General features: G+C 32.6%; 16 protein-coding genes. 3 read left to right on the top strand and 13 right to left on the bottom strand.

Going from position 1 to position 17285, the window contains the following annotated elements:
- Positions 1-20: 20 nt before the first annotated feature.
- The 3 genes from pyk to G6Z82_RS03045 form a co-directional block, all read right to left on the bottom strand.
- The gene (gene pyk / locus G6Z82_RS03055) at positions 21-1790 is read right to left on the bottom strand and encodes a pyruvate kinase (protein ID WP_006729992.1); all 1770 of its coding nucleotides are present in this window, start codon (positions 1788-1790) and stop codon (positions 21-23) included.
- Positions 1791-1827: 37 nt separating this feature from the next.
- A complete protein-coding gene (gene pfkA, locus G6Z82_RS03050; protein ID WP_006730888.1) occupies positions 1828-2787 on the bottom strand; it encodes a 6-phosphofructokinase in 960 nt (319 codons plus the stop codon).
- Between the two features lie 138 nt (positions 2788-2925).
- A complete protein-coding gene (locus G6Z82_RS03045) occupies positions 2926-6048 on the bottom strand; it encodes a DNA polymerase III subunit alpha (protein ID WP_164785783.1) in 3123 nt (1040 codons plus the stop codon).
- A gap of 203 nt (positions 6049-6251) precedes the next feature.
- Here G6Z82_RS03045 and G6Z82_RS03040 point away from each other — a divergent pair, with 203 nt between their 5' ends.
- The gene (locus tag G6Z82_RS03040) at positions 6252-6458 is read left to right on the top strand and encodes a YjzD family protein (RefSeq protein WP_006731929.1); all 207 of its coding nucleotides are present in this window, start codon (positions 6252-6254) and stop codon (positions 6456-6458) included.
- A 105-nt stretch (positions 6459-6563) separates the two neighbouring features.
- Here G6Z82_RS03040 and rpmF read toward each other — a convergent pair whose 3' ends face one another.
- The 6 genes from rpmF to uvrC form a co-directional block, all read right to left on the bottom strand.
- The gene (gene rpmF, locus G6Z82_RS03035) at positions 6564-6755 is read right to left on the bottom strand and encodes a 50S ribosomal protein L32 (protein WP_006729996.1); all 192 of its coding nucleotides are present in this window, start codon (positions 6753-6755) and stop codon (positions 6564-6566) included.
- A gap of 123 nt (positions 6756-6878) precedes the next feature.
- Positions 6879-7673, bottom strand: a complete 795-nt coding sequence (locus G6Z82_RS03030; protein WP_006733360.1) for an SDR family NAD(P)-dependent oxidoreductase — start codon at positions 7671-7673, stop codon at positions 6879-6881.
- Positions 7674-7677: 4 nt separating this feature from the next.
- The gene (gene rnz, locus G6Z82_RS03025) at positions 7678-8604 is read right to left on the bottom strand and encodes a ribonuclease Z (RefSeq protein WP_006731917.1); all 927 of its coding nucleotides are present in this window, start codon (positions 8602-8604) and stop codon (positions 7678-7680) included.
- A 6-nt stretch (positions 8605-8610) separates the two neighbouring features.
- Positions 8611-10533 carry an acyltransferase family protein gene (locus G6Z82_RS03020; protein WP_164785782.1) on the bottom strand — a complete coding sequence of 641 codons (1923 nt, stop codon included), beginning with the start codon at positions 10531-10533 and terminating at the stop codon, positions 8611-8613.
- Between the two features lie 16 nt (positions 10534-10549).
- Positions 10550-11833, bottom strand: a complete 1284-nt coding sequence (gene obgE / locus G6Z82_RS03015; RefSeq protein WP_164785781.1) for a GTPase ObgE — start codon at positions 11831-11833, stop codon at positions 10550-10552.
- 87 nt (positions 11834-11920) lie between these two features.
- Positions 11921-13738 carry an excinuclease ABC subunit UvrC gene (gene uvrC / locus G6Z82_RS03010; protein ID WP_102878070.1) on the bottom strand — a complete coding sequence of 606 codons (1818 nt, stop codon included), beginning with the start codon at positions 13736-13738 and terminating at the stop codon, positions 11921-11923.
- A 126-nt stretch (positions 13739-13864) separates the two neighbouring features.
- Here uvrC and G6Z82_RS03005 point away from each other — a divergent pair, with 126 nt between their 5' ends.
- Together G6Z82_RS03005 and G6Z82_RS06670 are read left to right on the top strand one after the other, a co-directional pair.
- Entirely contained in the window at positions 13865-14794 is a 930-nt protein-coding gene (locus tag G6Z82_RS03005; protein WP_035516732.1) for a nucleoside hydrolase, read from the top strand.
- Positions 14795-14805: 11 nt separating this feature from the next.
- Complete coding sequence (locus G6Z82_RS06670) at positions 14806-14922, top strand: SPJ_0845 family protein (protein WP_006730860.1); 117 nt, start codon at positions 14806-14808, stop codon at positions 14920-14922.
- Between the two features lie 59 nt (positions 14923-14981).
- Here the strand turns inward: G6Z82_RS06670 and G6Z82_RS03000 are convergent, their stop codons facing one another.
- The 4 genes from G6Z82_RS03000 to G6Z82_RS02985 are packed head-to-tail and all read right to left on the bottom strand — an operon-like array spanning position 14982 to position 17277.
- Positions 14982-15359: a DUF1828 domain-containing protein gene (locus G6Z82_RS03000; protein WP_006733368.1), complete on the bottom strand. Its 378-nt coding sequence runs from the start codon at positions 15357-15359 to the stop codon at positions 14982-14984.
- Between the two features lie 36 nt (positions 15360-15395).
- Entirely contained in the window at positions 15396-15710 is a 315-nt protein-coding gene (locus G6Z82_RS02995) for a metal-sulfur cluster assembly factor (protein ID WP_006735016.1), read from the bottom strand.
- 1 nt (position 15711) lies between these two features.
- A complete protein-coding gene (sdaAA, locus tag G6Z82_RS02990; RefSeq protein ID WP_006730005.1) occupies positions 15712-16593 on the bottom strand; it encodes an L-serine ammonia-lyase, iron-sulfur-dependent, subunit alpha in 882 nt (293 codons plus the stop codon).
- A 21-nt stretch (positions 16594-16614) separates the two neighbouring features.
- Positions 16615-17277 carry a serine dehydratase beta chain gene (locus G6Z82_RS02985; protein WP_006732789.1) on the bottom strand — a complete coding sequence of 221 codons (663 nt, stop codon included), beginning with the start codon at positions 17275-17277 and terminating at the stop codon, positions 16615-16617.
- Positions 17278-17285: the final 8 nt, after the last annotated feature.

Genomic DNA, 17285 nt, shown 5'->3' with positions numbered 1-17285 from the left:
TTATTTTAAATTACTCTAATTTAAATATTTGAGGCTTCGCCTAAGTATACTGCTCCACGACGTGCATCAACAGTGATCTTAGAACCATCTTTAACCTTGCTTACAGCATCAGTAGCACCAACAACAACAGGAATTCCCAATGAAAGTCCTACAACTGCTGCATGACTAGTTAAACCAGATGCTTCAACTACTAAAGCAGATGCTTTCTTAATAGCAGGTAAATAATCTTTGTTAGTAGTCTTAGCAACTAAAATATCGCCTTCTTGTACTTTGTTATTTGCATCTTCTGCAGAATCAACAACAACAGCACTACCTATAACTGATTGTTCACCTACACCTAAACCTTTAACAAGTTGTGTACCGATTAATTGTAATTTCATCAAGTTTGTAGTACCAGTTTGACCCAAAGGCACACCTGCTACGATGATTACTAAATCACCATCTTTAGCAAGTCCAGATTCCTTAGCCAATTCTGCAGCTTTATCAAACATTTCTTCAGTAGTCTTTGGCTTTTCAACCAACATTGGTTTAACACCCCAAACAACTCCCAATGAATGTTGTGTCTTTTCGTCAAATGTCATAGCAATAATATCTGCATTTGGACGATACTTAGAAATCATACGTGCAGTATAACCTGATTCAGTAGCAGCGATAATAGTCTTAACGCCCAATTCTTCTGCAGTTCTAACAACGGATTCACCAATTGCTTCAGTAACATTAGAACCTTGGTATTCTTCAAATCTTTGAAGAGCCAAGCTATTACGCTCTGCAAGTTGCTTTTCAGTACGCATATCAATATCAGCCATAGCTTTAACTGAGTTAACAGGGTAAAGACCATTAGCAGATTCACCTGAAAGCATAGTAGCATCAGTACCATCCAAAACAGCATTAGCAACGTCAGTAACTTCAGCACGAGTTGGACGTGGATGTTCTTGCATAGAGTCAAGCATTTGAGTAGCAGTTATAACTGGCTTACCTAATCTGTTACACTTCTTGATCAATTCTTTTTGTACAAATGGCACATTGATAAATGGAATTTCAACACCCATGTCACCACGAGCAATCATCAAACCATCTGATACTTTCAAAATTTCATCAATATTGTCAATACCTTCTTGAGATTCAATCTTAGGGAAGATCTTTACATATTCACAATGACCTTCTTCAAGTAATTGTCTGATATCCAAAACATCTTGTGCTTTACGAACAAATGAAGCAGCAATAAAGTTAATACCTTGTGTTAAACCAAATTTGATATCATCAGTATCTTTTTCAGTAATACCTGGGAGGCGGATTTCAACACCTGGTGCATTAACACCTTTCTTAGAACCAATTTTACCTGTGTTTTGAGCTTCACAAACAAGTTCTTGATTAGCTTCATCTTTTTCTAAGATAAGCAAGTCTACTAAACCGTCATCGATTAAAACATGACCGCCAACCTTAGTATCACTATATAATCCTGGATAAGTAACATGAATCTTGTCTTTGTTACCTACTTTGGTAGCATCCATTGAGATTCTAATCTTATCACCAGTATTGATAATAAACTTACCGCCTTCTTGATCAGTAGTTCTAATTTCAGCACCTTTGGTATCAAGAAGAACTCCTAATAATAAGCCTGTTTTCTTCTCAATTTCACGAACCATTCTCATACGTTCAGCATGTTCAGGGTGATCACCGTGTGAAAAATTGAAACGGAAAATGTTTGCACCAGCTTCTGCCAATTTGGTAATTGTTTCAATATCATTTGAGGCTGGTCCTAAAGTACTAACAATCTTAGTTTTCTTCATCTATAAAATCTCCTATAAAATATTTATTAATGCAAAATTACTTAGCCATATCTTTATTTAAAGAATATAACGAATAATCTCCTTGATGCTTAGCATCAAACAAGTCTAGTATACTATGTGCAATTAACTTGTTATTTTCGATACCGACAGCTAAACCGCCTTTACCATCGAGCAATAACTTAACTGCATAAGCACCCATCTTGCTTGACAATACACGATCACGAACAGTTGGATTTCCACCTCTTTGCATATGTGCTAATACATTAGCACGAGCATCGAAATCACCATACTTCAAAAGTTCATTTTTGAAGTCTTCTGCATTCATGACACCTTCTGCAACAACAACAAGACCATGTTTCTTGCCATTAGCAAAACCTTGTTTCAAAGTTTCAGCAATTTCTTTAATGTCATATTCTTCTTCTGGAACTACAATAGCATCTGCACCAGTAGCAACACCTACATGAAGTGCAATATCCCCACAATCACGACCCATAACATTTACAACAAATACACGTTGGTGACTTGTAGCAGTATCACGAATCTTATCAATAGCTTCCATTGCAGTATTACATGCAGTGTCAAAGCCAATTGTATAATCAGTGTAAGGAATATCATTATCAATTGATCCAGGAAGACCTATGGCATTATAACCATGTTCTGTTAATCTTAATGCACCATGGTATGAACCATCGCCACCGATAACAACAAGTGCTTCAATACCATGTTTCTTTAACTGCTCAATTCCCTTTAATTGCACTTCTTTTTGTGCAAATTCTGGGAAACGTGCAGAATAAAGAAAGGTACCACCACGCTCAATTTTATCTGCGACAGTTGCAGAAGTCATTTGAAATATATCACCAGCTACTAATCCTGCATAACCATAACGTATTCCAAATACCTCTACTCCATTAGCTAAAGCTGTTCTAGTAACTGCTCTAACTGCAGCATTCATACCAGGAGCATCACCACCACTAGTTAAAATACCAATTCTTTTCATGAATTCACCTCTACGATAATTCTGAATTTTACTCACATCATCTTTATATTACCATTTTTTTTGATAGTTGTCTTATACTATCTAAAAGTTGAATTTTTATGTTATCGGTATCATTATTACATTATTAAATAAATCATACTATTTAAGATCAATTTGTTTAACTGATAGCAATATAAACTTGAATTTATTAGCATTAAACTTATCAGTTTGCGTTTCAATTTTCAACAAATAAACTTTTCCAACAGACAAAATAGACTTAATAGATTCATAAACTGCTGGAAAAATAACAAAATCAACAGTTTCATGCAAATCGTTAAATTTTGCAAAAGCCATTTTCTTATTATTTTTGGTAGTAATTACTTTAATATCCATCATCTTTCCAACACTAACACCTTCATCATAAAAAGTGAAGTCTGAGAAAGGCTTAAAACCATACTTTTTAGCATATATCTGTGCAGCTAAAATAGGATCGATTTGCGGACTAAACCCCAAAACAGATGTCTCCCACTCTTCTTTTTGAGCATTAGAAGGCATTTTTATATCTAATTCCTTAGGTTCTAAAGCTTGAAATAAAACATTATTACCACCTGACATTTTAATGCAAATAAGTAAATCCTCGTAACTAGCTAACAAGGCCGAGCGATTTTTATGTAACTTATCAAAAGCACCAGATTTAATCAAATTGCCAATCATATCAGGCGATAAATATTTAGTATCAATTTTCCATAAAAAATCAGTTAAGGATTTAATAGGTCGTTGCAAGTTCATAATTTGCTCTACAAAATCCATTCGCAAGCCTATAATAGAATCCAATCCCGTAACAATTTCACCTTTATCTGATATATAGAAATTTCTTTTTGAATAATTAATATCAGGCAGGGTAATTTTAATATTATCCATTTTCAGATCCATAATATATTTTGTGACCTTCTGTTTATCATAAATATTACTATTCAGCAATGCCACATAAAATTGCTTTGGATAATGTACTTTTAAATAAGCAAGCAAATAGGACATTTTACTATAAGCAACAGAGTGCGACTTATTAAATCCATAATTTGAAAATTTCAAAATATATTCAAATATTGATGACGCTGCAGAAGCTGAATGCCCCTGCTGTACAGCTCTATTCACAAAGTCAACACCGATTTTCTTCATTTCCATAGAATCTTTACTGGAAATAGCTCTTCTTAATAAATCAGCTTCACCTAATGAAAATCCTGCATAAATTTGTGCAGTTTTCATAACTTGCTCTTGATAAATAATAATGCCATAAGTTGGTTTTAGTAAATTAATAAGTACGGGATCTGGATATACCACCTTTTCTTCCTTATTTTTTCTTCTAATGTAACTATCTATATTTTTAATAGGACCAGGTCTATATAAAGCATTCATAGCAACAATATCATCAAAACTATTAGGCTGCATCTTTTTCAAGGCATTTCTAATGCCTTGAGATTCAAATTGAAAAATATCATCTGTCTTACCTTTTTGAAAAAGTTTGATAGTGGCTGGATCGTCTAAGGGTATCTTATCCATATCTAATTTTATACCCGACATTTTTACTTCATTGAATGCATTATCCAAAATAGTTAAATTACATAATCCTAAAAAATCTATTTTTAAAAGTCCTAAGGCTTCAACATATTTTTTGGTTTGCTGCGTAACCGGAATGCCTAACGACCCATTTTGCAATCCAACCGTTTTAGCAATAGACATATCACTAATAACAAGTCCAGCTGCATGAATAGAATAATGTCGAGGCAGACCTTCAATTTTCTTTGCAACTTCAAAAAATAATTTATTACTTTCTGTAGCATTAACCAACATCCGAAAATCTTTAGATAATTTGTATGCATCAGATAAAGTGATTTTCGACTTACTTTTAGGTATAGCCCTTTGCCAGCTATTAATAGTAATTTTATTAAAAGAAAATGCATTGCCAACATCGTGTAAAACTTGTTTTGCTGCAAAAGTACTAAATGATAAAATCTGTGCAACATGATCCATACCATACTTATGGAACATATATAAAACAACTTCATTTCGCCTATTATCTGGAATATCTAAATCTATATCTGGCATTTGATGACGTGCAGGATTAAGAAATCGTTCAAAGAGCAAATCGTACCTCAAAGGATCAACTCGCGTAATATTCAAACAATATGCAACCAAACTACCAGCAGCTGATCCTCTTCCTGGACCAGTTAATATACCTATACTGTGGCAGTAATTAATAACATCCCATACAATCAAAAAATAATCATTAAATCCCATTTCATCAATAATTTTCAACTCATATTTTAATCTATTCAGATATTTGGCTGGGATATCATGCTTATTAAATTTAGCTTGTAGTCCTGTCATAGCTAGATGATGCAAGAACTCATAAGACGTATCAAATTTATGCTGAATAAACTTAGGTAATTGAGGCATAGTAAATTTAATCTCAACATTTGAATCATCAAAAACTTGTTTAGTATTTCTTAAGGCCTCTAAAATACCTAAAGAATTATAAGACTCACATAATTTATCTTTGGTTTTTAAATAATGGTTGCCCACATGTTTTAACGTCAATTCATAGCCATCTCTAATAGACTGATTATCATCTATAGACTGCAAAACTTCTTGTAAAAAAACATCATGTGGATCAATATATTGAACGTCTTCCACAGCCACTAACTTAAGATTAAACTGCTCACTCAATGACTTAACTGAATTAATATAATTTGATTCACTTTTATCAGCAAAAACACCTAGATAAAGATTACTTGATTGGGGCAATATTTTTGCTAACTTCCTGATATAATCGGGCATCAAATCAAAGTTATGGTAGAACAAATCACGCAACTCACTATGTTGGTTGGCAGTAGTGATAATATGTAAATTACCTAAATATTTTTGAAGCTTATTTAAGGTAACATCTATTTCTTTTTTTCCATTTTCTGTAATTAAATTCACCGCACTAGATAATCGCATTATATTTTGATAACCGACATTATTTTTAGCTATAACAATTAAATCAAAATTTTGATTTTCATTAATTAAACCATTAATCCGCAATTGCATACCTAATAATGGCTTAATACCCTCAGATTTCGCTATTTTATAAAAATCTATTAAACCATAAGTAAAGTTGATATCCGTCAAAGCTATAGCCTTATAGCCTCTTTTTTTAGCTGAACCTATAAGTTGTTCGACACTTATTGGGCTTTTTAATAATGTGAAACTTGAAATATTTTGTAACCCAGCAATTTCCATCTGTTAGTATATCCTTTCACATCAAATATTTAATAATTCATATTACAATTATAATACACGATTTTAATTAATAATATCTGCAGATAATGAGATCTTTAAAGCAAAATAGTCACTTCACATGTATAAATTTAAAAGATATTGTTAACTTATTCTTGATAAAAAACATTATTTTTGTTAAGATACGAACGGAAGAAGGTATTTTTATGCGTTATATTATCACCACGGTATGGGCCGTAATTTTCGTCGAAATAATTGGATTTATTGGATCAAAATTAACACAAATGGCATTTAATCCCTGCGAATCAGCTTTAATAGGTGCTGCATTTGGACTATTATTTACAGCAATTATTCCTACAGTTGCAATTATCAAAAAAAATGATAGTAAAAACGCATCTGATGTAGTTAAGTAAAATTTATAATATTAGTAAAAACTTCGAATTAGTAGAATTTCGGAGTTTTTTTTGTATGCTTAAAAAAGAAGAAAAAAAAAGCACCTTACTAAGGTGCTTTGAAAATTACTCGTTATCTTCTTTTTTTGTTTCGTTAAGAACTTGCTTACCTTTGTAGAAGCCCTTAGGTGAAACACGGTGACCCAAACGGTATTCACCAGTAGTTGCATCATAATGCATTGCAGGCACACTCAATTTAATGTGACCACGACGTGAACGTTTCTTTTGCTTAGAAGTTTTTCTTGCAGGAACTGCCATTGAATAGATCTCCTTTATTATAGAATTGAGATTTACGGACCTATGTTAAAGGTCACTTATACTCACATAATTAATATAATACATATATATACCCGATAAATCAAGCATAATATTCTATTAGTGCTATTTTTTACTTGCAAATTTAATGCTAGCCCAATCACCTAAGGTTGGACACAGCTGATATAATTTAGCTAATGCTGCTAAACTAAAGGGAAGATTTAATTCTCTAACAGAACAACCGAATAATTTTACAACACGTTTAGCAACATAATCAGAATTCAACATAAATCTATCAACGTTGCTTAAATAATTACCACTTTTATCAGCAATATTGAAAAAATTAGTTTTCACTGGACCACAATTTACTGTCAAAACTTTAACATTAAATGGCTTCAATTCTAAACGCAATACGTTAGAAAATTGAATAACGGCTGCCTTAGTTGCACTATAAACTGCTGATTTAACAGTCGGGATTTTACCTGCTAACGAGCCAAAATTTATAACTTGACCATTTCTTTGATCAATCATCATTCCCGCCAGCAAACGAGTTAAATACATCAAGCCAATTACATTAGTTCGAAACATATCTTCACACGTATTAATGTCCATATGCATAAAATCTTCCAATATGCCAAAACCTGCTGCATTAACCAAATAATCAACTCTACCAACTACATGCTTAATACGATCAACCGTCATATCTATCTGATCAACTTTACTAACATCCGTAGCATATACATATACTGGTGCCTGAGATAAGGATTGTACAGCTTTTGCTACGCTATTTAATTTTTCTACACTTCTAGATATAAGAATTAAAGTTGCTCCATTTTTCGCACATTCTAATGCAATTGATTTACCTATACCACTAGAAGCCCCAGTAATAGCAACCACCTTATTATCTAAAGTCTTTTCCATTTAATCAATCCCTCGCTTTAATTTCATAAGAATCAAAATCATTAGCCAATTTAGTATTAGAAAAAATCTTCTGTGCTTCTTTTTCAAGAATTCTTGAATTTTTACCTATGTAACGAGCTGATATATGAGTTAAAAATAATCTTCTGACATTATGTTGAAGTGCCACTGTAGCAGCGTCTACACAAGTAGAGTGATAATATCGATGTGCCATCTTACTATCTATTCCACTAAATGTTGATTCATGAATTAAAACATCAGCATCTTCGGCTAATTGACCTATTACATTTGTAGGCCTAGTATCATAAATTATGGATACTATACGTCCTAACCTAGGTTTTCCTAAAAAATCTTTGCCATTTAACACGTGACCATTATATTCGACTGTCTCACCTGCTTTAAGCCTGCCCAAAATGGGGCCATTGGGTAAATTATACTGCTTTAATTTATCCATTTGTAACTCTCCTGGTCTAGGCTTTTCTACAACCCTAAAGCCATAACTTTCAATTCTATGATCTAACTTAGCTGTAAAAACTGCAAATTGTTTATCTTCAAAAATAATACCATCATCCTTCAAAATCACATATTTAATTGGATACGTAATTTTAGTTTTAGAAACTTTTAGCGATATTTGCACAAATTGTTCAATACCAGCTGGACCATAAATAGTAAGACCACCACTATCTCCCTGAAAAGATCTTGATGATAATAATCCTGGCAAGCCAAAAATATGATCTCCATGATTATGAGAAATAAATATCTTAGTAATCTTTCTGGGCTTAATATTTGTTTCTAAAATTTGATGTTGCGTTGCTTCACCAACGTCAAAAAGCCATATTTCATTTAATTCGTCTAAAAGCTTTAATGCTGTACTTGAAACATTTCTACCCTTAGATGGTTGTCCAGCACCTGTACCTAAAAATTGTATTTCCATAATTTATTAAAACTTTCCATGTTCAACAAGATATTTAGTAATCATTACCGAATAGTACTTAGAGCCTTCCACATTCGGATGTGTATGATCAGCATATAGCAATTTACTATGATTTTTTGCAAAGCCATTCCAATTAATTATATAAAGATTTTTATATTTTTTCTCTGCTTGAGATAACAACTGATTGACTGGCTGTTGCCATGAACGAGAAGGAACATACACATTAACCCAAAATACTCTGCGTTTATCACCCAAAATTCTCATCAAATTATCTACATCACTCATCTTAAATGGACCGTTGGTGCCTAAGCCGATCAATACATTTGGATATAATGCTCCATTTTGTTTATATTTTTCAAATAAATTAATAGTAGGAACTAATTGTCTAGAAACTGTAGCATCAACAAGAGAACTAGGAATCATTTTTTTGAGATTTTGACTGGAGCCTGCCATCACTGAATCACCAATTGCAGTTACACATAATTTTTGAGCTAATTGCAAATCCAATTGTGATATACCGTAACGCTCAAAATCCTTGTTAACAATATTGGCTTTCATTCTCCTTTTCGCCCAATTAACAATTTTTTCTTTACCAGCTAGTTTCACCTTATTTGCTTTAGCTTTGGCTATTATTTTTTTATTATCTTCCAATTGCTTACGTCTATTTTTCTTAATTTGTCTAGCAAGTGGTGAATTATCTGCATTTTTAGCTTTTACAGTAGGAGCGGTAAAAATTGCTATTGTGCCCAATATAAAAATAATTAAACCCACCATAGCTACTAATTTTTGGCATAAGTATCTTTTATTAATTGTCAAAATTTTTCTCGTAAAATCATGCACTTGATTCCACTTCAGACTGCCAAATGGTTTTTCAATCAAACGATATGAGAGCTCTGAGATAAGCAAAATTAATATAATTTCTGAAACTCTGTAAAAGAAAACGTTATAGGCTAAATTTTTGGCCTGGCTTTCAAAAAAAATCATAATAGGAAATTGATATAAATATATTCCATATGAACGCGAGCCAATCCAATTAAAAATGGGATTAGTTAATACTAAATTCCAATGACTATGAGGGTTAGCTATAATTGCAACCATTATTGCTGTCAATATTGAAAATATAAACATACCACCCATGTATGGAAATGCCTGCATTGGGTTCATACATTGATTTGTAGCTAGGATAAACATTCCTATAAAACTAACTGCACCTAAAGAATCTAACAAAATGGTATTATTTTTCTTAATACCTATTCTTAGTCTATTTGTAGGACAAACAATTGCTAACAACGCTCCTATACCTAGAGCAAAAAATCTAGTATCTGTTCCATAATAAATTCTACTGGTATCTACGCCTGGCTTATATAATAGTGCCATTTCAATAGCAGACAATATAGTTAACACAGAAATCGTAATAAAGAGCTCTTTTTTTGTTCTCAATTTATAAACTAAAATGTACATTATAATCGGCCACAATAAATAAAACTGACCTAGAATTGACATTGTCCAAAGATGTACGAATGGCGATTCGTTAGATGCAAAACGCTCAAAGTAACTTTGACCATTAAATATCTGCCAAATATTATATACATTAAATAAATTAGCTAAAACAATCTCATTAAATTTTGATAGAATATCACGCTGAAAAATTAAAATATAGGCACCAGATATCCACAAAACTGAGATTAATTGCGGATATAATTTTTTTATTCTTTTTAAATAAAACAGTCGATTCGAATATTTACCATATGTTTGATAGGAAAATAACATATGATCAGTAACCAAATAACCAGATAAAACGAAAAAGATCAAAACACCGAGGTATCCACCAATGAATACGTTGGGATTTAAATGATACAATATCACACCAATAACAGCTAAACTTCTCAATCCAGAATAACCAGTAATAAAACGATTTTTATTTTTCAAAGTAATACTCCAATATTTATTCTACAAACTCAAAAGTAAAGTTACCAATTGTAACCTCATCACCATTCTGAGCACCTTTTTCTCTTAATGCATCATCGATACCCATTCTTTTAAGTTTGCGAGCAAGCATCATAACACCATCTGTATGATCAAGATTAATTCTCTGAACAAGTCTTTCTAATTTATCTCCACTTATCACAAAATAATGTTCATCAACTTTTTCAACTACAAAATTATCATCCAATTTCTTATAAACATATTCTTGTTCGCCTTTATCAGCTACAACTTGAGCAGTTTCAGCTTGATCATTTGCAGCATATACAATGTCTGCTGCTTTGATCATTAAATCTCTTACGCCCTTATGGGTTATGCTAGAAATAGGGTATATAATTTTGTCATTTAATTTTTTCTTTAATTCTTGTAATTTTTCTTCACTACCTGGAATATCCATCTGACTAGCTACAACTATTTCTGTTTTCTTAGTTAAATCATTAGTATATCCAGCCAACTCTTGACGAATAGTCAAATAATCTTCATAAGCATCCCTGCCATTATTAGGATCCATAGAAATTAGATGTAGGATAACTTTTGTTCTTTCTACATGACGCAAAAATTGAATTCCTAATCCAACACCCTGACTTGCTCCCTTAATTAGACCAGGTAAATCAGCCATAGAAAAATCTCGACCATCATCTAAAACAACCATACCTAAGTTAGGTGTAAGTGTCGTAAATTCATATGCAGCAATTTTAGGTTTAGCTTTAGTTACAACTGATAGCAGTGTAGACTTACCAACAGAAGGAAAACCAACTAATCCCACATCAGCCAAAACCTTAAGCTCTAAACGTAATGTTCTAAATTCTCCTGGTTCACCATTTTCTGCAATCTCAGGTGCCGTCCTAGTAGAGGTAGCAAAGTGAATATTACCACGACCACCTCGACCACCACATGCTACTCTTAACTTTTGACCATTGCCAACCAAGTCACCCAACAATTCATTGGTATAAAAGTCATATACTGCAGTTCCCATAGGAACTTTTAAGAAAACATCTTTAGCTCCCCGACCATATTGTGATTTAATACGACCATTTTCACCATTTTCAGCCTTGAATTTACGTCTAAATCTAAAATCCATCAACGTACGTAATCCAGAATCTGCAACTAAATAAATACTGCCTCCACGGCCACCATCTCCACCAGCGGGGCCACCGAGTGGGGCATATTTTTCATGACGAAATGCTACAGCACCGTCTCCACCATTTCCTGCTTGAACTTCAATCTTAGTCTGATCAACAAACATATATTACCTCCTTCATCAATAGATTTTTTTGCATAAGATACCTTACTATAATAACATATGACTATTTATATTAAATATAAATTTATCTTAGTTTTGACTATTTTCTAATACCAATTTTACGGACTGTGCTTGCGTTAAAGTTAATCCTACACCCTTCAGGTCTTCAATACTTGCTTCTCGTATTTTTTTTAATGAGCCAAAATTCTTTAACAATTTATTTCTACTTTTTGGACCAATACCTTTAATTTCATCTAATTTGCTAGCTAGAGAATTTTTATTATGAAGATTTCTATGAAATGTTATAGCAAAACGATGCACCTCATCTTGAATACGTGTAATCAAATAAAATGCTTGCGACTTAGAATCTAATGGTATAGTACGCAATTCTTCACCTACAGTAGGATCACCAAAAATCAAATGATTAGTCCGATGGCAATTATCCTTAACCATACCTGCAACTGGAATATTAACATTTAATTCGTTTCTTAATACATCTAAGCATGCATCCACCTGTATTTTTCCGCCATCCATCAAAATTAAATTGGGTAGCACAAGATGCTCTTTTAACATCCGACTATACCTACGCCTTACTACCTCTCTAGTATTTTTAACTTCATCTGCACCATTTTGATGTTCTATTTCACCTTTTAATTTAAACTTACGATACTCATGTTTAGCAGGCATACCATCAATAAATACTACTAATGCAGAAACAGGATCCGTCCCTTGAATATGTGAATGATCAAAGCTTTCAATTCGGGATCCATAAGGTAACCCTAAAGCGTTAAAAATTTCTTCTTGTGCTCCCTTAGTTTTAAGATTATTCAACTCTAACAATCTTATTTTTTCATCCAACTTAATTTTGGAATTTTCATATGCCATATCTAATAAAGCCTTTTTCTGCCCTCTGCTAGGTATTTTAACTCTAACCTTTAATACAGCTGCAAGTGAACTAGCATTTACTCCCTTAGGAACTAAAATTTCATTGGGAAATAATCTATTTTTTGCATTATAAAATTGTACAATAAATGATTCAAACTCATCTTTTGCCTTATCAATATCAGTCAAATTAAAAATCTTCGTCTCACGTCGCATTAATTTAGATTGTCTAATAAAAAGAATCTGAATAGATATCCATCCTTGGCTTACATAAAAATTAAAAATATCACGTTGTAGTTTATCATTTAGCATTATTTTTTGTTTTTCTACAGTCTGTTCAATGTAAGATAATTGATCTCTATATTCACTTGCTCGTTCAAACTCCAAATTATCAGAAGCAATTTGCATTTTTTTTATTAATTCAGTTTTAGCCTTAGTAATATCACCATTCAAAAAACACTTAATCTGCTTAATTTGATGATCATACCTATCAGATGATACTTCCTTAAAACAAGATCCTAAACACTGACCCATACTATAATATAAGCATGGTCGTCCCAATTTACCACTACACCTTCTCAAAGGCCACATTTTTTGAATAAATTTCAATGTTGCTTGAGCTGCATAGACATTAGGATATGGGCCAAAATAGTATCCCTTATCTTTTTTGATTATTGATGTTAATTTGACTTCAGGATCTCTTTCATTAGTAATTTCAATAAATGGATACCCCCCACCATTTTTTAATTGCACATTATAATATGGTTGATATTTCTTTATTAAAGTAATTTCTAAAAGAAAAGCTTCTTTATCAGATGAAACTACTATAATTTCAAAATCATTAATGTCTCTAACAAGCTCTGCTCGTCGTCCAACTTGTTTGCTTTTGAAATAAGAACGAACTCTATTTTTTAAATTTTTAGATTTACCAACGTAAATAACTTTACCATTTAAATCTTTCATCAAATAGCAACCAGGACAGTCTGGCAATAACTTTAACTTATTTTCAATATTTTGATTAGCCATTTGAAATCACCTTTCTCATCTGTTACTCAACATTATAATATTCATATAGACTTTTGTATTTTTTTATTTTACTTTTAGCTCAATTACCTTAAAATAATACTTAGATATAGAGAAGGGATAATGCATATGAAAAATATATACTTTAACCATGATGGAAATATAGACGATTTAGTATCATTACTAATTTTATTACAAGCACCCGATATTAAATTAATAGGTGTTTCAGCTATAGATGCTGACGGCTACATTGAGCCAAGTGTTGATGCATGTAGAAAAATGATTGATCTTTTCAATCTACGCAATGATAATTTAGAGGTTGCCAAATCAACATCTCGAGCTGTTCATCAATTTCCAAATGAATGGCGTATGGCTACATATTCATTTAATTATTTTCCAATGCTTAATGAATCTGGAACCATTAAAACTCCAATTGCCAAATTACCTGCACATTTAGACATGGTAGATAAAATTAAAAAAGCTGATGATATGGTAGATTTAATCATGACAGGTCCTATCACCGATTTGGCACGTGCATTAAAAGCCGATCCTTCAATACAAGAAAAAATCAATAAAGTATATTGGATGGGAGGTTCATTAAATGGGCACGGAAATGTAATGTCAGTAGATGCTGATGGCACACAAGAGTGGAATGCTTTTTGGGATTCTCAATCTGTAGCAACAGTTTTAGAGTCAGATTTAAACATTCAGATGGTTGGACTAGAAAGCACTGAAGAATTACCTTTAACAGATGAATTAAGAATGCATTGGGCTAAAATGCGTCAATTTCCCGCTATTGATTTAATAGGTTTGGGCTATAGTTTGATTGTTTCTATACCTGGTGCAGAGTTATACCTTTGGGATGTTTTAACTACCATGTCAGCTTTATACCCTGAAGTAGTAACTTCATCAATTGAAGCAAAAGCCAAAATCATCACCTCTGGCTTAGCTGATGGACGTATGTACAAAGCTGATGACGGAAAAAAGTTAACATTAGTTACTAGTGCAAATAAAGAATTATTCTTCCAAAAAATGGATGAAATATTGAAACGTAGTTAGGAGTAATAATCATGGGATTAACTATGAAAAGCAACAATGAATTAGAAAAGTTATTTAATAAATTTGCTATCCTGCCAGATGACAAAGACAAGAAAAAAAATAGCAAAAATAAAGATAATAAGAAATAATTGTTACCATAATCTTAGTAAAAAAGGATGCTCACTCTGTTGGCATCCTTTTTTTATACTTACTTCAAATATGATAAAGCTACTTGCAATTGTGCTAATTGATTAAGTGCCAAGGGAAGTTCATCTATACTTACTTCCATAAAAAATTCCCCAGTTTCCTCATCAATTTCAAATCCGGTACCGATTATAATATCCACTGCTTGATTATAAAAATCCGAATCACTCATATCAGGATCAAGTTTAAATAAAAACCAGCCGCCATCACTTATTAAATAGTATTCACCCTTTTTAATAATAAAACAATATATATTCTGACCGAATGAATCTATTAAAGGTGTTTCAACTTCTATTGTTTGACTGTCCATTCGATAAAAATTAAGATTATTTTTTAACCAAGCTACACTTTGAGCTTTTATTTCATTTAGTTCGTTATCCATAATTTACCACTTTACATAATTTAATTTATGTTTGTACTAATGTACACCTAATATCATTTTTGCTTCTCTACTTAATCTATCTGGTGTCCATGCAGGCTCCCATATAAATCTAACGTCAACATTTTTTATTTCCGGTATATTTTTTAATTGCTTAATAACCATCTTTGCTAATACATCTGCTAGTGGGCAACCCATTGTAGTGAGCATCATTTGCACTAAGCAGATACCATCTTCATCCAAATCAATAGCATAAACTAATCCTAAATTAACAATATCTATATTCAATTCAGGATCTATTACTTTTGCTAGTTGAGCAACAATTTCATCTTTAATAATATTAATATCCCGCATTTTATACATCTTTTCCAAAAATTTTTGCCTTTATAGCTTGTCCAGTAGCAGTACTTGCTAACCCACCAAGGCCTGTCTCTCGCAATTCTTCGGGCATTAATTTACCTACATTTGACATCGCTTGAATACATTCGTCAGGTGGTATTAAACTCGTACAGCCAGCCAAGGCTAAATCTGCAGAAATTAATGCATTAGTGGTACCAATTGCATTTCTTTTAACACATGGAACTTCAACCAAACCAGCAATCGGATCGCATACCAGACCTAACAAATTAGAAATCGCTATAGCAAGTGCTTGAGCAGATTGTTCAGCACTTCCTCCTGCAACTTCTACTGCTGCTGCAGCACCCATGGCAGATGCACTGCCAACTTCGGCTTGGCATCCTCCAGTAGCCCCTGCTATACCTGAATGGTTAGCTATAACTAACCCTAATCCACCAGCTGTAAATAAAAATCTTAACATTTGTTCTTGATTTAAATTAAGTTTTTTCTTTAACAAATATAAAACACCTGGCAATGTTCCAGAAGATCCGGCTGTTGGCGTCGCACAAACAACACCCATTGCTGCATTAACTTCATTGGTTGCCATAGCTGCTTCTACTGCAATCATCATATCATCACCAGATAATGACTTATTCAATTTTCTATATTTTTTGACTTTAACAGCCTCCCCTCCCGTTAATCCTGTTTTAGAAAATACGCCCTGACCTTGAATACCACGTTCAACACTAGCCAGCATAACTTCTAAATTACACTTCATTTTTTCAAAAACTGCATCACGTGTTAATCCAGAAAGGGTACACTCTTGTTCAATTATTAATTCAGAAATTGGTTTTTTAGTGGACAAACTATTCGCTACAATTTCGCTAATACTATCATACATATTTTGTTCACCTCTATTTTTTTAAAGACAGATAATGCCCGGATATTTTTTATGTAATGAATTTACTATTTGGGGCGATATGTAATTAATAATATCAAACTCATACAAAACAAAACCTGTACCATTAAATGATTGTTGCTTATTATAAGGTGCAACTTTATTTAAATAATTCATTAATTCCGTCGCACAATATAACTTATTGGACGGAATTTTATAAATAATGATGGGCAAAGGACCAGCAATATCCATTTTAATTCCAGATATCTCTATACCCCTAATTTCAATTGTACCTCCACCTATAGAACAACCAATCAATTTCACCCGGTGATTATCTGCTTTAAGATCTAACAACGCTGTGTTAGGATGTCCAATTGGACTATTACCGTCTTCTTCAACAAACCTGATATCTATACCTCGTTTACGAGCTAAATTGATAGCATTAGGAACACGATAATCATCAGCAGCTAATCCCATAATGCCTGCAGCTATAGCATAATCTGTTCCATGACCTCTATGTGTTTGTGCAAAAGAGCCATAATAATAAACGGTTACTTTTTTAGGAATACCACCAAAAAGTTTATTACCTGCCTGCCCTATAGCTACCGCACCAGCAGTATGCGAACTCGACGGACCAATCATAATTGGCCCAATAATATCAAATACACTACGATATTTTTGATTCACAGAATCAT

The sequence above is a fragment of the Lactobacillus iners genome (assembly GCF_011058775.1).
GTDB lineage: Bacteria > Bacillota > Bacilli > Lactobacillales > Lactobacillaceae > Lactobacillus > Lactobacillus iners.
This window is presented reverse-complemented; position numbering and strand designations above follow the sequence as displayed.

Bases quoted from the DNA above. Each gene is read 5' to 3' on its own strand.
- pyk (WP_006729992.1), bottom strand. From the start codon at position 1,790: ATGAAGAAAACTAAGATTGTTAGTACTTTAGGACCAGCCTCAAATGAT.
- pfkA (WP_006730888.1), bottom strand. From the start codon at position 2,787: ATGAAAAGAATTGGTATTTTAACTAGTGGTGGTGATGCTCCTGGTATG.
- G6Z82_RS03045 (WP_164785783.1), bottom strand. From the start codon at position 6,048: ATGGAAATTGCTGGGTTACAAAATATTTCAAGTTTCACATTATTAAAA.
- G6Z82_RS03040 (WP_006731929.1), top strand. From the start codon at position 6,252: ATGCGTTATATTATCACCACGGTATGGGCCGTAATTTTCGTCGAAATA.
- rpmF (WP_006729996.1), bottom strand. From the start codon at position 6,755: ATGGCAGTTCCTGCAAGAAAAACTTCTAAGCAAAAGAAACGTTCACGT.
- G6Z82_RS03030 (WP_006733360.1), bottom strand. From the start codon at position 7,673: ATGGAAAAGACTTTAGATAATAAGGTGGTTGCTATTACTGGGGCTTCT.
- rnz (WP_006731917.1), bottom strand. From the start codon at position 8,604: ATGGAAATACAATTTTTAGGTACAGGTGCTGGACAACCATCTAAGGGT.
- obgE (WP_164785781.1), bottom strand. From the start codon at position 11,833: ATGTTTGTTGATCAGACTAAGATTGAAGTTCAAGCAGGAAATGGTGGA.
- uvrC (WP_102878070.1), bottom strand. From the start codon at position 13,738: ATGGCTAATCAAAATATTGAAAATAAGTTAAAGTTATTGCCAGACTGT.
- G6Z82_RS03005 (WP_035516732.1), top strand. From the start codon at position 13,865: ATGAAAAATATATACTTTAACCATGATGGAAATATAGACGATTTAGTA.
- G6Z82_RS06670 (WP_006730860.1), top strand. From the start codon at position 14,806: ATGGGATTAACTATGAAAAGCAACAATGAATTAGAAAAGTTATTTAAT.
- G6Z82_RS03000 (WP_006733368.1), bottom strand. From the start codon at position 15,359: ATGGATAACGAACTAAATGAAATAAAAGCTCAAAGTGTAGCTTGGTTA.
- G6Z82_RS02995 (WP_006735016.1), bottom strand. From the start codon at position 15,710: ATGCGGGATATTAATATTATTAAAGATGAAATTGTTGCTCAACTAGCA.
- sdaAA (WP_006730005.1), bottom strand. From the start codon at position 16,593: ATGTATGATAGTATTAGCGAAATTGTAGCGAATAGTTTGTCCACTAAA.